Origin of the sequence: Hamadaea sp. NPDC051192, assembly GCF_040682475.1 — a bacterium.
Lineage (GTDB): Bacteria > Actinomycetota > Actinomycetes > Mycobacteriales > Micromonosporaceae > Hamadaea > Hamadaea flava.
In genome coordinates, this window is record NZ_JBFBAZ010000166.1 from 1 (window position 1) to 15,206 (window position 15,206).

General features: G+C 70.6%; 16 protein-coding genes. 7 read left to right on the forward strand and 9 right to left on the reverse strand.

Going from position 1 to position 15,206, the window contains the following annotated elements; all coding sequences use genetic code 11:
* Positions 1 to 237 precede the first annotated feature (237 nt).
* Positions 238 to 1,302 (forward strand): endonuclease/exonuclease/phosphatase family protein, encoded by a 1,065-nt coding sequence (locus tag AB0M47_RS37520; protein WP_363422682.1) that lies wholly within the window; start codon positions 238 to 240, stop codon positions 1,300 to 1,302.
* 30 nt (positions 1,303 to 1,332) lie between these two features.
* Here AB0M47_RS37520 and AB0M47_RS37525 read toward each other — a convergent pair whose 3' ends face one another.
* From AB0M47_RS37525 to AB0M47_RS37545, 5 genes are all read right to left on the reverse strand, one after another.
* Complete coding sequence (locus AB0M47_RS37525; protein WP_363422684.1) at positions 1,333 to 1,839, reverse strand: hypothetical protein; 507 nt, start codon at positions 1,837 to 1,839, stop codon at positions 1,333 to 1,335.
* Positions 1,836 to 3,395, reverse strand: coding sequence for an alpha/beta hydrolase (locus tag AB0M47_RS37530; protein ID WP_363422686.1), 1,560 nt, complete (start codon positions 3,393 to 3,395; stop codon positions 1,836 to 1,838). Before AB0M47_RS37530 ends, AB0M47_RS37525 begins: the two co-directional genes overlap by 4 nt.
* The gene (locus tag AB0M47_RS37535) at positions 3,392 to 3,715 is read right to left on the reverse strand and encodes a type VII secretion target (protein WP_363422688.1); all 324 of its coding nucleotides are present in this window, start codon (positions 3,713 to 3,715) and stop codon (positions 3,392 to 3,394) included. The genes AB0M47_RS37530 and AB0M47_RS37535 overlap by 4 nt, the downstream gene beginning before the upstream one ends.
* A 76-nt stretch (positions 3,716 to 3,791) precedes the next feature.
* Positions 3,792 to 4,418 carry a response regulator transcription factor gene (locus AB0M47_RS37540; protein ID WP_363422710.1) on the reverse strand — a complete coding sequence of 209 codons (627 nt, stop codon included), beginning with the start codon at positions 4,416 to 4,418 and terminating at the stop codon, positions 3,792 to 3,794.
* Positions 4,415 to 5,575 carry a histidine kinase gene (locus AB0M47_RS37545; RefSeq protein ID WP_363422690.1) on the reverse strand — a complete coding sequence of 387 codons (1,161 nt, stop codon included), beginning with the start codon at positions 5,573 to 5,575 and terminating at the stop codon, positions 4,415 to 4,417. Before AB0M47_RS37545 ends, AB0M47_RS37540 begins: the two co-directional genes overlap by 4 nt.
* Positions 5,576 to 5,685: 110 nt before the next feature.
* Here AB0M47_RS37545 and AB0M47_RS37550 point away from each other — a divergent pair, with 110 nt between their 5' ends.
* Complete coding sequence (locus AB0M47_RS37550; RefSeq protein ID WP_363422692.1) at positions 5,686 to 6,057, forward strand: hypothetical protein; 372 nt, start codon at positions 5,686 to 5,688, stop codon at positions 6,055 to 6,057.
* A 9-nt stretch (positions 6,058 to 6,066) separates the two neighbouring features.
* On the opposite strand, the gene AB0M47_RS37555 is transcribed toward AB0M47_RS37550, so the two are convergent.
* Both AB0M47_RS37555 and AB0M47_RS37560 read right to left on the reverse strand, forming a co-directional pair.
* Positions 6,067 to 6,741, reverse strand: coding sequence for a response regulator (locus tag AB0M47_RS37555; protein WP_363422694.1), 675 nt, complete (start codon positions 6,739 to 6,741; stop codon positions 6,067 to 6,069).
* Complete coding sequence (locus AB0M47_RS37560; RefSeq protein WP_363422696.1) at positions 6,738 to 8,324, reverse strand: sensor histidine kinase; 1,587 nt, start codon at positions 8,322 to 8,324, stop codon at positions 6,738 to 6,740. The genes AB0M47_RS37555 and AB0M47_RS37560 overlap by 4 nt, the downstream gene beginning before the upstream one ends.
* 121 nt (positions 8,325 to 8,445) lie before the next feature.
* Between AB0M47_RS37560 and AB0M47_RS37565 the strand changes: the two genes are divergently transcribed.
* The 4 genes from AB0M47_RS37565 to AB0M47_RS37580 all read left to right on the forward strand — a co-directional run bounded on the left by AB0M47_RS37565 (position 8,446) and on the right by AB0M47_RS37580 (position 12,022).
* Complete coding sequence (locus AB0M47_RS37565) at positions 8,446 to 9,255, forward strand: ABC transporter ATP-binding protein (RefSeq protein ID WP_363422698.1); 810 nt, start codon at positions 8,446 to 8,448, stop codon at positions 9,253 to 9,255.
* Positions 9,248 to 10,078: an ABC transporter permease gene (locus AB0M47_RS37570; protein WP_253763190.1), complete on the forward strand. Its 831-nt coding sequence runs from the start codon at positions 9,248 to 9,250 to the stop codon at positions 10,076 to 10,078. The genes AB0M47_RS37565 and AB0M47_RS37570 overlap by 8 nt, the downstream gene beginning before the upstream one ends.
* Before the next feature lie 26 nt (positions 10,079 to 10,104).
* Positions 10,105 to 11,136: an ABC transporter substrate-binding protein gene (locus AB0M47_RS37575; protein ID WP_363422700.1), complete on the forward strand. Its 1,032-nt coding sequence runs from the start codon at positions 10,105 to 10,107 to the stop codon at positions 11,134 to 11,136.
* A 379-nt stretch (positions 11,137 to 11,515) separates the two neighbouring features.
* Positions 11,516 to 12,022 carry an NUDIX domain-containing protein gene (locus AB0M47_RS37580; protein ID WP_363422702.1) on the forward strand — a complete coding sequence of 169 codons (507 nt, stop codon included), beginning with the start codon at positions 11,516 to 11,518 and terminating at the stop codon, positions 12,020 to 12,022.
* Between the two features lie 19 nt (positions 12,023 to 12,041).
* Here AB0M47_RS37580 and AB0M47_RS37585 read toward each other — a convergent pair whose 3' ends face one another.
* Together AB0M47_RS37585 and AB0M47_RS37590 are read right to left on the reverse strand one after the other, a co-directional pair.
* Entirely contained in the window at positions 12,042 to 12,677 is a 636-nt protein-coding gene (locus AB0M47_RS37585) for a DUF899 family protein (protein ID WP_363422704.1), read from the reverse strand.
* A 110-nt stretch (positions 12,678 to 12,787) separates the two neighbouring features.
* Positions 12,788 to 13,549, reverse strand: coding sequence for a TetR/AcrR family transcriptional regulator (locus tag AB0M47_RS37590; RefSeq protein ID WP_363422706.1), 762 nt, complete (start codon positions 13,547 to 13,549; stop codon positions 12,788 to 12,790).
* Positions 13,550 to 13,655: 106 nt separating this feature from the next.
* Between AB0M47_RS37590 and AB0M47_RS37595 the strand changes: the two genes are divergently transcribed.
* Positions 13,656 to 15,188, forward strand: a complete 1,533-nt coding sequence (locus tag AB0M47_RS37595) for an MFS transporter (RefSeq protein ID WP_363422708.1) — start codon at positions 13,656 to 13,658, stop codon at positions 15,186 to 15,188.
* The last annotated feature ends 18 nt before the right edge of the window (positions 15,189 to 15,206 follow it).

The window sequence follows — 15,206 nt, forward strand, 5'->3', positions numbered from 1 at the left end:
GCTGTGGCTACGGCCCGCCGCCCTAGGGCAATTAGTCCCTGTTCTCGTAAAACCCTGGACTGCCGGCCCCCCCGGCGCACAACGCACCCGCAATTTACAATAGAGCGGGGCGGGGCGGGCCGCGGCCGGCCCCGCGACTTTTGCCTCACGGCGCGTCATGAGGGCAGGTCAAGCCCGCGTTCCGGTCGTCGGTGGTCGCTCACACCCTGGTAACACGCCGGCTGCTGAAGTGGTCCCATGACGCAGGTGGACACGGCACAGACCCGACCGGACATCAGCCGCCGCGAGGCCGGCTCGGTGACCTGGCAAGCGCGCATCCGCGCCGCTCTCCGGCCGGGACCGTGGAAGCGCGGCCTGATGCTCGCCGCCCTGGCCTTGTTGCTGGGCCTGCTCCTGCTGCTGCACGGGCGGGTCCCCAATCGGGTCGGGAACATCGGCAGCCTGGTGGAGACCTTCCTGCCCTGGCTGGGCGCGTTCGTTCCGGTGCTGCTCGCCGGAGCGTTGTGGCGCCGTTCCGCCTCGGCCCTGGCCGCATTGCTGCTGCCCGTCGTGGTGTGGCTGAGCCTCTTCGGCCCGCTGCTCGGCGACAAGTCCCACCCGGGCAGCGACCTCACGGTGGCTGAGCACAACGTCGGCGCGGAGAATCCCGACCCGGCCGGCACCGCCCGCGAGCTGGCCGCCACCAGGGTGGACGTGCTGGCCCTGGTCGAGCTGACCGAGCAGGACCTGGGCACGTACGAGCGGGGGCTGGCGGAGGCGTACCCGCACCACGAGGTGCTGGGGACCGTCGGGCTGTGGAGCAAGCTGCCGCTGTCGGACCTGCAACCGGTCGACACCCAGCAGGATGTCGGGCCGCTGGCGAGCACGCGGCCGGTCGAGGTCACCCAGGCGTACATGCGTGCGCTGCGCGCCACGGTCCTCACCGACCATGGCCCGCTGGTGGTGTATGTGGCTCACCTGGGATCCGCGCGGGTGACACCCGAGGTGGGCTTCTCGACGGACGCACGGGACAGGAACGCCCAGGCCCTCGGCGCGGCCCTCGAAGCCGAGCAGAACCCGCGGGTGATGCTGCTCGGCGATCTGAACGGCACTTTGGACGACCGCGCCTTCGCCGGAGTCACCGCGCGGATGACCTCGGCCCAGATCGCCGCCGGAGACGGTTTCGGCTTCAGCTGGCCGGCGGCCTTCCCGGTGGTGCGGATCGACCAGATCCTGGTCAGAGGCGTACGGCCGACGGCGTCCTGGGTGCTGCCGGCCACCAGCAGCGACCATCTGCCGGTGGCGGCCGGGATCAGCTGGTGAACCCCGCCGGGACCGCTCAGCCGGGATCACTCAACCGGGATAGTCGCCGTCGGGCGTCCGGTAGCACGGGGAGACCACGATGACGGCCAGCCCGTGGTTGCCTTTGCCGCTGCTGACGGTGGCGGTGTATCCGGCCTCGTCACGCAGGTTGAGTTCACCGCCGACGCCGTCGCCGAAATCATGGCTGCTGCTGACGGCGTACCCGTGGCTGGTGAGCTGGTCCCGCAGAGCCGCGAGCGCGGCGCGGTGCTGTGCCCCCTCGAGCAGGACGCTGTCGGTGGCGGTGACCTGGTATTCGGGTCCGCTGCCGCCGCACGGCGCGGGTCCGATCTTGGCCTGGGCGGGGTCGTGACCGGCCGCCGGGGCCGCCACGGCGAGCGCGGCGACGATCGTGGTCAGCCGGCTCTGCACCTGGGCCTGCGTGTCGGCGAGGGTGGCGGTGGGCGCGGTGGTCATCGTGTCGTCCTTCGTCGTGCAGGCGGCCAGAGAGATCATGACGGTCAGGGCGGTGAGGGTTCGGCTCACGAGGGCGGTCACGGCGCGTGACCGTGGTCGAGGGTGACGTGGTCGTAGTCGCCGATGACGACCCGGCTGATGTTGGCCAGGCTCTGGCTGTCGGCGGCCCAGTAGCCGCTGTGGCCGGAGGTGTCGACGTGGAACCGGTTGGCCCCGAAGCTGGGGTCGGTCGGCTCGTTGTCGTGGATGCCCCAGATGCTGCCCAGCGGGCCGGCGATCGGATCGTCCTTCGCCGCGCCGGCCCACACGTGCTGCGGATCGATCTGCAGGTCGGCCACCGTGTTGACGTCCATGCCGGGGCTGCCGGCGGTGATGATGTCGTCGGCGGCCAGGCCGTTGCCATCGTGCGCGGCGTTGCCGACGACGGTGCTGCCGTAGCTGTGGCCGAGGACGCTGGTGTGCGCCGGGCCGTTGCCGTGTGTGACGTGCAGGCCGTCGACGAATCCGTCGAGCAGCGGCGCCCCGGCCTCGGCACGCTTGTGGCTGATCGCCGACCAGTCGGCTTCCGGGGCGTCGTAGCCGAGCCAGGCGATGACGCTGACGCTCTCGCCGGTGCCGACGGCTTGCGCGTACGCGCCTCGCTGCATGGTGGTGGCGCGGTCGATCTGGCCGGTCATGCCGTCCAGTGTCGTCCCCACGCCGGGCACGAGCACGCAGGTGTTGGCCGCGTCGTCGGGATTGCCGACGGCCACGATCGCCCGGCCGTCCCCGGAGTTGTCGATGCCGAGCAGGAACAGCTGCTCGTTCGGGTCGCCGTATTCGTTGCGTTCGAGCCGGTCGAGCAGGCGCTGGCTGCGTTCGAGGTCGCGCGCGTCGCCGTCGCCCGTGGTCAGCTCGGCCAGGTGCGAGCGCAGGGTCAGCCGGTTGGCGCTGTCGCGGTCGGTGGCGGGCAGCCCGTCGAGGTTGCCGACCAGCTGCGGGTACGCGTCGAGGTAGAGCTGCCGCTGCTGGTCGCTCAGGCCCTTCCACCAGTCGGCGACCCGCTGCGGGCTGCTACCCGGCGGGGGCACGCGTTTGGGGTCGACGCCGAGCCAGACGGCGACGTCCTCGGCCGCGTCGGACATCCGGTTCCAGTCGTCGGCGCCGGTCTTCCCCTGCCCGTCGGGGCGCAGCCCGGCCAGTACGCCGGCCACTTGGTCGTCGAGCTGTCCCGCCCGTTTCACGACCGCCGCGATCCGGTCGGTCCACGCGTCGGCGGCCGAGGCCTCTTCGTCGTGGATCGGCTGGGCGACGCCGTCCTCGCCGACGCGGAACCCCGCGGTCCGGGCCGCTTCGACCTCGTCGTGCAGCGCCGACTGGAGCTGGGCGAAGCGCGCGGACGCCTCGTCCAGGACGACGTCGATCAGCCGCGCGGTCCGGGCCCGGATCTCGAATTGGTCGTCGACGGTGTCCGCCTGGGGAAGGGCGGCCGAGGCGGCCGGGCCGGCCCAGCCCGAGCGGCGCAGCGGCCCGATGAGGGTCTGCACCGACCGGTCCTCCAGCGCGGCTGCCTGCCGCCCGTACGCCTGCCACGCGTCGGCGGCCTGACCGAGCGCGACGAACCGGGTGTCACGCAGCTGGACGAAGCCGCCGGTCATCGCAGCGTCCCGAAGTTCGTCGCGCTCGCGGCGTCGGCGTGCGCGTAGTTGTCCGCCGACTTCTGCAGCCCGTCGGCCAAGCCGGTCAGCTGCCCGCCGAACGCCGTCTCCTCACGATCCCAGAGGTCCATCAGCTCGGTCAGCGCCCGGCCGGTGGACCAGTCCCGCAACGCGCCGGCGGCGTACGCCATGTCGTCGGACACGTCGCGCAGCGCGCTCTTCGCCTGCCCGGCCAGCTCGGTCGTGCTGGCGGCCGCGGTTCGCAGCACCTCCGGGGAGACCCGGACCTCGGCGGCGGACCGATCTCCATTCGCGATCATGAGCCAGACCGTAGGCGGTCACATCGAAGATCACCATCCCCTGTGGATAACCCGAGAGACCTAGTCGCTGCACCGATCAGGGCGCGGAGATCAGCCCCTGCTGGTACGCGTACCCGACCGCCTGGGCCCGATCGCGTACGCCGATCTTGGCAAGCAGGTGGTTGATGTGGGTCTTCACCGTCGCCTCGGTGACGAACAGCCGCGTGGCGATCTCGGTGTTGGACAGCCCTTCGGCGATGAGCGTGAGGACTTCGGTCTCCCGGGGCGTCAGCGAACCCGGCGACGGCGCCGACACCGCCGACACGAGGTGGTGCTGGACGGCCGGATCCAGGACCGCCTGATTGTCGTGGACGCGCCGCAGCGCCTCGTGGATCTCCTGCCCGCCGGCGTCCTTCGTGAGATAGCCGCGGGCTCCGGCGCGCAACGCCTCCAGCACCGAACGGTCGTCGGAATAGGTCGTGAGCACCACGACCTTGACCTCCGGGTACGCCGCCCGCAACCGCCGGGTGGCCTCGACGCCGTCGCAGCGCGGCATCCGCAGGTCCATCAGCACGATGTCCGGACGCAGCTCGGCGACCAGCGCCACCGCCTCGTCCCCGTCGGCCGCCGATCCGACGATCTCGACGTCGGGCAGCAGTCCGAGCACCAGGGCCAGGCCCTCGCGGACCACCCGTTGATCGTCGGCGATCAGGACGCGCATCAGGCCGGCACCCCCAACTCGACCCGGAATCCGGTCGCCGTCGGACCGGTGATCAGCGAGCCGCCGAGCAGCTCGGCGCGTTCCCGCATCCCGGTCAGCCCGTAGCCTTCGCCCGGCTTGGGCGTCGCGTCGGCCGGCGGTGGCGCGCCGAAGTCCTCCACCACCAGACGAGTCAGCCTCTCCTCGTACGCCAACGTCATCTCGACCCGGTCCGGCTGGGCGTGCCGCGTGACGTTGGTCAGGGACTCCTGGGCCACCCGGAAGACGGCGACCCGCGCTTCCGCGCCGAGCGCGTACGCCTCACCGGAGACCGTGTATCGGCAGGTGATCCCGTGTGCCTCGGTGAAACCGGCGGCCAGCCCGCCGAGCCCTTCGGGGCCGGGCAGTTCGTCGCCGCGCAGCATCCCGATCGCCCGGCGCGCCTCGTCCAGCCCCGACTTCGCCAGGTGATGCGCACGTTCGACGGCCTGCGGCAGCCGTGGGTCGGCGGCGTCCTCGGCGGCCAGCATCCGCGCGCCTTCCAGCTGGAGGATGAGGCCGGACAGCGAATGCGCGAGGACGTCGTGCATCTCGCGGGCCAGCCGCTCCCGCTCGGCCAGCCCGGCGGCGCGTGCCTCCGCCGCCCGGCTCTCCTCCAGCTCGGCGAGCAACTGCTGCGTACGCCGATTGGCCTCCCGCAGCCGCAGCGCGACGAAGAACATGCCGTAGAAGGCGCTGACCATGACCGCGTTCAGCACGCCCTCGGTGATCGAACGATGCAGGAGGGTCGTCGTGAGCAGCCCGAGCGCGACCAGCGCCAGCACCGCCACGAGAACCGCGGCCCAGCCACGCAGGCGCGGCGCCAGCATCGAGACCCCGACGAAGATCCCGGCGATCGCGGCGCCCGATTGGAGCCACGCCAAGGTGGCGGACGCGGCCAGCATCCCCACCGCGTACACCAGCGGAACCGGCCTCGGCCGCCAGAGTGTCGCCACGAAGCCGGCACCGGCGACGACGAAGACGGCGAACGCCAGGCCCACCACGTTCAGGCCGGGCGTGGGGGCGGTGGTGGCGACACTCCAGATCACGACGAGCAGCACCACCGGCACCAGCAGCCGCAACCAGCGCATCACCGGCTCCCGGTGAAGCTGGGCGAAGTCGGGGCCGGCGGGTGGGGGCACGTGTCGACCTTACGACGATCACCAGGGAGGCCGCCTCCAACCGGAGGTGGAGAAGAACCTCCACTCCCACGCCGAAGACCACGACGGCCGAAACCGGGAGCCTTCTCGGCATGCGTACCGTCAGACTCCTCGCGGCCGGCTACCTCGGCCTCAGCATCCTCACCTTCGCCGCGGTGATCGCACTGCGCGACCACACCGACATCGTCACCGACGCCGTCTGGGTGCGTACCTTCCTCGTCGTCCTCAGCTCCCTGGCCGTCACCTTCTTCGCGGCCCGCGCCGCGAAAGGGTCACGACCGGCGCTGAAGCGGCTGCGCATCCTGTCCGGCGTCATGACAGTGGCCATCGTCGTCATCGTCGCCCTGCCGGGACTGTTCCCCATCTGGCTCCGCGTCGAGCAGGCCGTCTGCGGCGTCCTGCTGCTGACGGTGTTCCTGCGCAGCCCGCGCGCCTTCACCGAACTCGAACCGCAGGAAGCCTGATCCGCCGCGTCAGGCGGTTCGGCCACCGCGCCAGCGATAGAGATGCTCCGGGCGGCCGGTCGACCCGTACCGCAGATTCAGCTCGATCCGCCCGCTGTGCGCGAGATCCGCGAGATACCGCTGCGCGGTCGCCCGGGAGACACCGGTCACGTCGGCCACGTCGATCGCCGTGACCGGTCCCGGCGCGGCGCGCAGCGCCTCGAGGATGCGCTGCGCGGTCACCGCCGACCGGCCCTTCGGCAGCGCGCCCGTGGGCGCGTCCGCGTCGTGCAGCATGGCCACCGCCCGGTCGATCTCGGCCTGGTCGAGTTCGCGGTCCCCCGCCAGATGGCCGCGGAATCGGGCGTACGCCAGGAGCCGTTCCCAGAGCTGGGCGGCGGTGAACGGCTTCACCAGATAGTTGAGCGCACCGGTGGACAACGCGGAGCGAACGGAGCCGGCGTCGCCGGCGGCGGTGAGCATGATGACGTCGGCGTCGAGCCGCCGGACGATCCCGGTGCCCAGACCGTCGGGCAGATACTGGTCGAGGAGCACCAGATCGGGGCGCAGCCGCGCACAGTCGGCGACCGCGGCGGCGGCCGTGTGCGCGACGCCCACCGAGCCGAATCCCGGCACTTTGTCCACGAAGGACGAATGCAGCGCCGCCACTCGGAAGTCGTCGTCGACCACGAGTACGCCGATCACGACGCCTCCCAGGCCAGCGCGGCGGCCGGGCTGAGCACGCCGGGCAGCTCGGCGACGAAGACCGCGCCCCCTTCCTCGCCGGGCGGGCCGAGGCGTACGTCGCCACCGTGGTGACGGGCGGTGCGGCGAGCCAGGGCCAGCCCCAGCCCGCTGCCCGGCGAGTCCTTCGTGGACACTCCCGGCGCGAACGGATCCGGCAGCGTCACCCCGTCCCCGCTGTCGGCGACGTAGACGTGCAGGTCGCCGTCGTGGGCGAGCAGACTGACCTCGACCCACCCCGGCTGGCGTACGCCCGTCGCCGCCGCCCGGATCGCGTTGTCCACCAGGTTGCCCAGCACGGTGACGACGTCCAGCGGCGAGGTCAGCCGGCCGGGAACCCAGGTGTCCTCCCCCAGCCGGAGACTCACCCCGGCCTCGGAGGCGACGGCGCTCTTCGCCGCGAGCAGCCCGTCCAGGTACGGGTCGCCGACCTCGCCCGGCGGCGCCCCGGCCGCCTCGGTCGCCGACAGCTCCCGCATGTACGCCCGAGCCCGGTCGACCTCGCCCAGTTGCAGCAACCCGTCGAGGGTGTGCAGGCGGTTGGTGTGCTCGTGCGCCTGCGCCCGCAGCGCATCGGTCAACGCACGGGTCGCCTCGAGCTCGCGGGCCATGTCGTCGAGGTTGGTGTGGTCGCGCAGCGTCAGCACGGTGCCGAGATCCTGGCCGCCGCGCTGAACCGGGCGCCGGGTCACCACCACCACCCGTTCGCCGAGCATCCGCAGTCCGCTGGTCAGCGACGACCGGTCCTCGAGGAGGGCACGGATCTCGTCGGTGGCCGGCGATCCCGGCGTGACCGGCTGGGTCAGCAGCTTGGCGGCCTGTTCGGTGCACACGCTGACCCGGCCGGCGACGTCGACGGCCAGCACCCCATCGCGTACGCCTTCGAGGACGGCGACCTGTTCGCGTACCAGATCAGCCAGATCGGCGGGCTCGAGGCCGAGCGTGCGCCGCTTGAGCCGGACCGCGAGCAGGGCCGCTCCGCCGACCCCGACGGCGAGCGAGAGGACGGTGAAGCCGATGGCCCCGGGGAGGATCTGGTCGAGGCGGTCGCCGATCTGATCGGCGTGGATGCCGACGCTGACCTCGCCCACGATGGCGCCGGTCGAGTCGCGCAGCGGCACTTTGCCCCGCGCGGACAGGCCGAGCGTGCCGCGCTCGATATTGGCTTCCTCGTTGCCCTGGAGCGGACCGCTCGGATCGGTGCTGACCCGCTGGCCGATGCGATCCGGTTCCTTGTGCGAGAAGCGGATGCCGTCGGCGTCGGTGATCACGACGAACGAGGCCTCGGTCGCGGTCATGACCCGCTCGGCGTAGGCCTGGACCGGCCCGTCGACGTCGGGCCGGCCGGTGCGGACCTGATCGCCGAGCCCGGGTTCCTGCGCGACCGACCGCGCGACCGCGAGCACCCGCTGCTTGTACTGCTCCTCGATCTCATACCGCAGCAGCAGCACGGCGAGGGTGAACCCGGCCGCCGCCACGATGGCGACCACGACCACCTGCAGCAGCATCGTCTGCGTGGCCAGGCGGAGGGGGCGGCGGCTCATGCCGTCAAACTACCTGGGAAAACGCGGTGAGCAGAATGCGCAGAACGCCATCTACGTAACTTGGCCGCGCAATGGACGAAACCGCGCGGAAACCTTCCGGCCACCTCTACGGTCTGCCGCTATGACCCAGACCACATCCGCCATCCGGCTGCAACGGGCGACCAAGGTGTTCCCCGCGGCCGGGGGCGGCACCTTCACCGCCATGCGCGAGGTCACCCTCGACGTCGCGCCGGGCGAGTTCGTCACCGTGGTCGGCCCGACCGGCTGCGGCAAGTCCACCACGCTGGCACTGATCTCCGGGCTGGAACCGGCCAGCGCGGGCGAGGTCGCCGTCGCCGGTACGCCGGTCACCGGCCTCCCCGGATCCGTCGGCTACATGTTCCAGCAGGACGCGACGCTGCCGTGGCGGACGGTAGTCGACAACGTGGCCCTCGGCCTGCGGTATCGCGGGGTGCCGAAGGCGCAGGCGCGCGAGCGGGCCCAGGAGTGGGTCGATCGGGTCGGCCTGAGCGGCTTCGAGAAGTACTACCCGCATCAGTTGTCCGGCGGTATGCGTAAACGCGTCGCCATGGCCCAGACGTTGATCACCGAGCCGCAGATCCTGCTCATGGACGAGCCGTTCGGTGCGCTCGACGTGCAGACCCGCGAGCTGATGCAGGCCGAACTGCTGCGGCTGTGGGCCGGGACCGGCGCCGCCGTCGTCTTCGTCACCCACGACCTGACCGAGGCGATCGCGCTGGCCGACCGGGTCGTGGTGATGACCGCCGCGCCCGCCACCGTGAAGTCGATCGTCCCGGTGACGCTGCCCCGCCCGCGCGACGTCGAGGCGATCCGGCTCGACCCGGCGTTCCTCGACCTATACCGCGAGGTCTGGGACTCGTTGCGCGAAGAAGTCGAGATCGCCCGCGAAAGGGGTGCCCGCCGTGGCTGACATCGGCATCGCATTGGCGGACAGCCGCGCCGCCGAGATCACCATCCGGACCCCGAAGGACCGCCGCTGGACCGTGTACGCCGGCCGCGTACTCCTGGTCGCGTTGTGGCTCGGGTCGTGGGAGATCGCCGGGACCTACTGGATCGACCCGTTCTTCTACTCCAAGCCGAGTCTGATCGGCCAGAAGCTGGTCGACTGGTTCACCGAGGGCACCTCCTACGGCAGCATCTGGCTCCAGATCAGCTACACCCTCCAGGAGGCGGTGTACGGGTTCGCCCTCGGCGCGATCGTCGGCGTCCTGCTCGGCGTCGTCCTGGGCCGGTCCCGGTTCCTGTCCGACGTGCTCGCGCCGTTCATCAAGGCCGCCAACGCCATCCCCCGGATCGTGCTGGCCTCGCTGTTCGTCATCTGGTTCGGCTTCGGCATGAGTTCCAAGGTGGCGACCGCGTTCGTGCTGGTCTTCTTCGGCGTCTTCTTCAACGCCTTCCAAGGCGCCCGGGAGGTGCCGAAGGTCATCGACGACAACAGCCGCATCCTCGGGGCCTCCCGGCTGCAGATGATGCGTACCGTCGTGCTGCCCAGCGCCACTTCCTGGATCCTCGCCAGCCTGCACACCGCGTTCGGGTTCGCGTTGATCGGCGCGATCGTCGGCGAGTACACCGGCGCCGACAAGGGCCTCGGCATGCTCATCGCCCACTCGCAGGGCACCTTCGACTCGGCCGGCATCTACGCCGCCATGATCATCATGACCGCGCTGGCACTGCTGGCCGAGGCGGTCCTCACTCTCGTCGAGCGCCGGCTGACCCGCTGGCAACCTCGCTGATCCCCCTCGCTCACAAAGGATTCGCCATGCGTAAATCGATCGCGTTGCTGGCCCTCCCGGCACTGGTCCTGGGCCTGTCGGCCTGCCGGGGCCAGTCCCCGTCGACGAACTCCGACGGCGGCAACACCGACAAGATCACGATCATGGTCGGCGGCCTGGACAAGGTGATCTACCTGCCGGCCAAGCTGACCGAGCAGCTCGGCTACTTCAAGGACGCCGGCATCACCGTCGACCTCAAGAGCGAACCGTCCGGCGCGGACGCCGAGACGATGATGCTGGCCGGTCAGGTCGACGGCGTGGTCGGCTTCTACGACCACACTGTCCACCTGCAGGCCAAGGGCAAGTGCGTCGAGAGCGTCGTGCAGTTCGCCGACGTGCCCGGCGAGGCGGAGGTCGTCGCGACGAGCAAGGCCGCGACCCTGTCCTCGGCCAAGGACTTCGCGGGCAAGAAGCTCGGCGTGACCAGCCCCGGCTCCTCGACCGACATGCTCACCCAAGCCCTGGCCGTCCGCAACGGCGTCCAGAAGTCGCAGTACACCACGGTCAAGGCGGGCGCGGGCGCCACCTTCATCGCCGCCATCGACAACGGCGGCATCGACGCCGGGATGACCACCGACCCGACGATCGCCAAGCTGGTCAGCACCGGCAAGGGCAAGGTCATCATCGACCTGCGTACCGAGGAGGGCACCAAGGCCGCCCTCGGCGGGCTCTACCCGGGCGCGTCGCTCTACATGCCGTGTGACTACGTGGCCGCCCACAAGGAAGCGATCCAGAAGATGGCCACCGCGTTCGTCAAGACGCTGGCGTTCATCAACAGCCACACCGCCGCCGAGATCGCCGCGAAGATGCCCGCCGACTACGCCGGTGGCGACGTGAAGCTCTACGAGCAGTCGATCAACGACTCCAAGGGCATGTTCACCGCCGACGGCCTCATGCCGGCCGACGGTCCGCAGACCGTGCTCGACGTGCTCAAGGAGTCCAACCCCGACGTGCAGAAGGCCGGCTCGATCGACCTGAGCAAGACCTTCACCACGGACTTCGTCAAGGCCGCCGGCTGATCCGATCCACAAACGCGCGCGGGGAGGACGGCGTCCTCCCCGCGCGCGTTCACCGCGAGATCCTGGTAGGACGGAACGAGTTCGCTCCACCGTGTCACCCGGAGTCGTTGCGGCGGTTCGCAAACCTCCACGCGCTCCGCCGACTCCAGTCCGGCGGAGGTGACGAACAGCCGGACCTCCCCGCCTGGCCGGAGATCCCCCTCCACGAGGCTGTAGACCCGGCGTTACGCGTCCTGGCGTACGTCGACGAGTCCCGCTTCCCGCAGCACTCGCAGCTGCCGGGACATACGGATGAGTGGATGGAATGAGTTCCCTTCGGCGGCTGATAGTCTGCGTCGATGCCGATCATCGTCCGCCTCGCCGCCGCGTCTGACCTGCCATGACACTGAAGCTGCGTCGCGCCGTCCGCGCGATCATCCTTGACGAGGACGACCGCGTCCTGCTTTGCCGGTTCGACTTCCCACACCCGGCGGTGCCGGCGCAGGCGAAAGCCGTCTGGGCGGCCCCCGGCGGCGGCATCGAACCCGGCGAGGACCGGCTGACGGCGTTGCGCCGTGAACTGCGGGAAGAGACCGGGCTGGTGATCACCGCCGATCCACCGCACGTCTGGCACCAGGAGATCGTTGCCGTAGACCAGGCACCGGGCTTCGACGGCCTCGTCAACGATTACTTCCTCGTCCGCACGAACCACTTCCAGCCCCGCGGCGAGCTGACCGATGACCACCTCGCGACGGAGGAGAAACTGGGCGCGTTCAAGTGGTGGCGGCTCTCGGAGATCGCCGGGCACACGGGAGCCGAGCTGTTCTCCCCTCGCGACCTCACGACGCCCTTGACGGCGCTGCTCACCGCGGGGACGCCGGACCAGCCGGTCCACCTCGGCCTCTAGCAAGTTCGGCAGTTCGCGGTCAGGAGGTCTGCGGCCAGCCTTCGGGTGAGTCCTCCCAGGCTTGCTGCCGCCCGTACGGGGTCAGGTCGAGGATGCTGTGCACCCATAGGAGCCGGTCGACCCCGCGCGAAGTCGTGGTGTAGGTGCGGTAGACCTGATCGCCGTCCCGGAGGAAGACGCTGAGCAGGAAGCCTCCGCCCACTCCGCAGTCCCGGGTGAACGCCGTGCCGTGCGAGGACACGAAGGGCATGGTCCAGCCCATCCGCTCCCGGTACGCCTCGATCTGGGGCAACGGCATGTCCGACGCCATGACCCAGGTGACGTCGCGGGCGGCCAGTCGCTCCGGCCCCGCCTCCGGAATGTTGGCCGCGAACGCGGTGCAGCCCTGGCAGAACTCGTCCGGCCCCCGATCCATGAACTGGTACAACGCGAGCTGCGTCCGGCCGTCGAACAGGTCCAGCAGCGTACGCGGGCCGTCCGGGGTGGCGAAGGTGTATCCGGTGTCGAACTCGACCATCGGCAGCCGGCGTCGCCGGGCGGCGAGGGCGTCCAGTTCGCGGGTCGCCTGCTTCTCCGCGACGAGCAGTTCCGACCGCAGCTTCTGCCACTCGTCGGCGGAGACGATCGCCGGCTTCGCCGGCCCAGCCTGGCTCATGTGCGCTTCCCTTCGCCCGGTACGCCGCCGTCCGGCGTACTCGGCTATATGTCGAACGGGGAGACGGAATTCGACAGCCGGCGGAGAAGAAGCTGCGCTGACGGGTCTGGCTATGGCGTCGCGGCGTGACCTCGGGTCTCGATGAAGGCGGCGATGCCGTCCAGGATTCGGGCGAGCCCGAAGGCGAAGTCGGCGGTCGGGTCGTCGGGCTGATCCATCGCGCCCGCGTCGATCGCCTGCCGCAGCAACGGAAATCGGTCAGCCTGCACCAGGTGCCGCAGCACGGCGCTGAAGTCGGCGATCACTGTTTCGAAGCTCTGCCCGCTGGCCCGCGCCGCCTCGATCATCTGGCCGCGGATCAGCGCGTCGTAGCGGATGTAGCCGTTGATCAGCATGAGCAGCGACAGTTTCTCCGCCTCCGCCAGGCCGGTGCCGGTCAGGGCGCCCAGACCGGTCTCCATCCAGGCGAGCTGTCGTGGTGTGGCCGGCGGAGCGGCGACCGGGACCTGCATGAACCACGGGTGTTCGCGGAACACCGCGCCCGTCGCGTACGCCCATCGCTCGAGCGCGGCTCGCCACGTCTCGCCCGGCGCTTTCGGCTCCGGCGGCTCGCCGACGGCTGCCTCCATCATCAGCAGCACCAGCTCGTCCTTGTTGGCGACGTAGCGGTAGAGCGCCATCGCGGAGGACGACAGTTCGTTGGCGATCCGGGGCATGGAGACCGCGGGGTAGCCCTCGGCGCGGGCGATGTCGATGGCCACCGTGACGATACGGTCGGCGGTCAGGGTCCGTTTCGGGCCTTTGGTGGGCCGTTCCCGGAGGCCCCAGGCTGCTTGTAAAGCGCTGGGCACCGGGCTGCTGATCTCGGTCATCGACGCTGCCTTCTTCTTTCGGGCTTGACGCTCATCCTAGTACTGCGTAAGACTTAAACAGTAACGCGTAAGCCTTACGCAATACTTAGAATGCCTGGAGGAAGCCGTGCAAGACACCATGGCGCCGCCCCGAGCGGGCCGACGGGAGTGGATCGGGCTCGCCGTGCTGATCCTGCCGCTGCTGCTGGTCTCGATGGACGTCTCGGTCCTGTACTTCACCGTGCCGTTCATCAGCCGCGATCTCGCGCCGAGCAGCACCGAACAGCTCTGGATCTTCGACATCTACGGATTCGTGCTCGCCGCGCTCCTGATCACCATGGGGGCGCTCGGCGATCGGATGGGCCGCCGACGCCTGCTGCTGATCGGAGCGCTCGGGTTCAGCGCGGCTTCCGCGCTGGCCGCGTACTCCAGCAGCGCTTCGATGCTGATCGGCGCGCGGGCGATCCTCGGCGTCGCCGGGGCGACCCTGATGCCCTCCACTCTCGCCCTGATCCGCAACATGTTCCACGACGAGAAGCAGCGCTCCACCGCGATCGCCGTCTGGACCGGCGTGATGACCAGTGGCATCGCGCTCGGTCCGATCGTCAGCGGCCTGCTGCTCGAACATTTCTGGTGGGGCTCGGTCTTCCTCATCAACGTCCCCGCGATGGTCCTGCTGCTCTTGCTCGCGCCGATCCTGCTGCCGGAGTATCGCGCCGCCTCCCCCGGCCGATTCGACCTCGCCAGCGCCCTGCTCTCGATCGCGGCCGTCCTGCCGGTCATCTGGGGCGTCAAAGAGATCGCCGCGCACGGCGTCGACGTGACCAGGGCCGCCGCCATCGTCGCGGGCCTGGCCATCGCGGTGATGTTCCTCCGGCGTCAGCGACTCCGCCCGGATCCCATGCTGGACCTGGCCATCCTGCGCCGCCGGGCGTTCGCCGGGTCGGTGCTGGTCAGCCTGCTCGCGGCGGTCGCGATGATCGGCTTCGCGGTCCTGTCCACTCAGTACCTGCAGCTGGTGCTCGGAATGAGCCCGCTCGAGGGTGCGCTGTGGAGCCTCGTGCCGTCCGCCGGGGTCGGCGCGGCTGCCCCGATCGCGGCCACGCTGGCCCGGCGCGGAGTCGACCGAGCCAAGATCATCGCTGCGGGGTTCCTGGTCGCCGCCGGCGGGTTCGCCGCGCTCAGCACGGTGCCGGTCGAATCGGGCCTGTGGCAATGGCTGGTCGGATCGACGCTCTACGTGGCCGGCGTCGTCGTGGTGCTGTCCACCGCCACGGAACTCGCGGTCGGCGCCGTCCCCGCCGAGCGGGCCGGAGCGTCGTCGGCCCTGATGGAGACCGCGACCGAGTTCGGTGGCGCGTTGGGCATCGCGATCCTCGGCAGCGTCGCGACCGCGGTCTACCGCGCCCAGCTCAGCGACGACGCCCCGGCCGCCGCGCGGGAGACCATGGGCGGCGCCGTCGCCACCGCTGCGGGCTTGCCCTCGGCCGAGGCGTCGGACCTGCTGCGATCCGCGCGTGCGGCGTTCGTCGCCAGCATGCACACCGCGGTGTGGACGAGCGCGGCGATCATGCTGGTGGCCGCCGTCGCGGCGCTCGTCTGCCTACGTCAGACGGCGATCGCCCAGCCGTCGGCGGAACGCGAGCTCGCCAAGGTCTGATGTTCCGGTGCCGTGCCC

What these genes read in the sequence shown, in the direction of transcription:
- AB0M47_RS37520 (WP_363422682.1), top strand. Translation starts at nt 238, where the DNA reads ATGACGCAGGTGGACACGGCACAGACCCGACCGGACATCAGCCGCCGC.
- AB0M47_RS37530 (WP_363422686.1), bottom strand. Translation starts at nt 3,395, where the DNA reads ATGACCGGCGGCTTCGTCCAGCTGCGTGACACCCGGTTCGTCGCGCTC.
- AB0M47_RS37535 (WP_363422688.1), bottom strand. Translation starts at nt 3,715, where the DNA reads ATGATCGCGAATGGAGATCGGTCCGCCGCCGAGGTCCGGGTCTCCCCG.
- AB0M47_RS37550 (WP_363422692.1), top strand. Translation starts at nt 5,686, where the DNA reads ATGCGTACCGTCAGACTCCTCGCGGCCGGCTACCTCGGCCTCAGCATC.
- AB0M47_RS37560 (WP_363422696.1), bottom strand. Translation starts at nt 8,324, where the DNA reads ATGAGCCGCCGCCCCCTCCGCCTGGCCACGCAGACGATGCTGCTGCAG.
- AB0M47_RS37565 (WP_363422698.1), top strand. Translation starts at nt 8,446, where the DNA reads ATGACCCAGACCACATCCGCCATCCGGCTGCAACGGGCGACCAAGGTG.
- AB0M47_RS37575 (WP_363422700.1), top strand. Translation starts at nt 10,105, where the DNA reads ATGCGTAAATCGATCGCGTTGCTGGCCCTCCCGGCACTGGTCCTGGGC.
- AB0M47_RS37580 (WP_363422702.1), top strand. Translation starts at nt 11,516, where the DNA reads ATGACACTGAAGCTGCGTCGCGCCGTCCGCGCGATCATCCTTGACGAG.
- AB0M47_RS37585 (WP_363422704.1), bottom strand. Translation starts at nt 12,677, where the DNA reads ATGAGCCAGGCTGGGCCGGCGAAGCCGGCGATCGTCTCCGCCGACGAG.
- AB0M47_RS37590 (WP_363422706.1), bottom strand. Translation starts at nt 13,549, where the DNA reads ATGACCGAGATCAGCAGCCCGGTGCCCAGCGCTTTACAAGCAGCCTGG.